The 1,212-nt window shown below is 74.8% G+C and carries 1 protein-coding gene; it reads left to right on the top strand.

Features of this window, described 5'->3' with window-relative positions:
- Positions 1–148: 148 nt before the first annotated feature.
- Positions 149–1,212: acyltransferase family protein (locus ACTIDRAF_RS0222315; protein WP_016700927.1), on the top strand; the 1,064-nt coding region annotated here is incomplete at its 3' end.

The raw sequence follows: 1,212 nt of genomic DNA, 5'->3' as shown, positions 1-1,212 counted from the left end.
GGTCCCCCCGACGGGCGGCCCGCCGCCAGCACGTCCCCGGCCCCACCAGCCCGCTCGGGACGTCAGCCCGGACGCGGGAGCCGCGCCACCCGCCGCGGGCCCCGCCGCCCTCCGACCGTGGACGGCCCGGCCGGGCCGGGACCGGCTGGTGGACCTGGTGCGCGCCTGGGGAACGATCTGCGTGATCGCGGTGCACTGGGTCATCCCGGAGGTGGCCTGGAACGGGCACCAGCTGGAGATCGGCAACTCCCTCGTCCACGGGTGGGGCTGGCTGGCCACCTGGGCGTTCCAGGTCATCCCGCTGATGTTCTTCGCCTCCGGTTGCGCCACCTACCTCCAGCTCAGCCGCCGGTGGCGCTCCACCCTGCCCTTCGTCCAGGCCCGAACCCGACGTCTGCTCCCGCCCGTCGCGGTGTTCGGCGCGTTCTGGGCGGCCGCCGTCGTCGTGCTGCCCCTGGTCGGGGTGCCGACCTCGGCTGCCCGCTCGGCCGCGACGCTCGCACCCCAGCTCCTGTGGTTCCTGGGCGTCTACCTGGTCCTGCTGCTGCTGTCGCCGCTGCTGTTCCGCGCCTTCGCGCGGTTCGGCCACCGGCTGACCCTCGCCATGGCCGCCGGCGCGGCGCTCGTCGACCTCGCACGCTTCACCCTGGACCTGCCGGTGCTCGGCCTGCTCAACATCGTGTTGGTCTGGGCCGTGCCGTACCTGCTCGGCTACGCCTACGCTGCCGGCCGGCTGACCACGATCCCCCGTGCCGCGCTCCTGGTCGGCGCCCTCGGGAGCCTGGCCCTGCTCGCGCTGCTGGTGGTGGCGGGCCCCTACCCGGCCAGCATGGTCGGTATGCCGGGCGCCCCGCTGTCGAACATGAACCCGCCGACGGTCTGCCTGCTCGCGTTGACCGGGCTGCACCTGTCGCTCGCGCTGCTGTGGCGGCGACGACTGGAACGGCTGGCCACCCGCCCTGCGGTGGCCGCCCTGGTCGGCTGGATCGGGCGGCACAGCATGACGCTGTACCTGTGGCACCTCACCGCGATGTTCCTCGTCATCGGCGTGGCGCTGTTCGCGCTGGACCTGCGCCTGGCCGACAGCTGGAGCGCCCAGTGGTGGCTCACCCGTCCGCTCTGGTTCGGCGCGGCCGGCCTGGTCCTCACCGTGCTGGTGCTGGCCTTCCGGCGTGCGGAGCTGCCCCCGCCCCGTCGGCCGGGGGCCCGCCC

This window comes from Actinoalloteichus spitiensis RMV-1378, assembly GCF_000239155.1.
Lineage (GTDB): Bacteria > Actinomycetota > Actinomycetes > Mycobacteriales > Pseudonocardiaceae > Actinoalloteichus_B > Actinoalloteichus_B spitiensis.
This window is presented reverse-complemented; position numbering and strand designations above follow the sequence as displayed.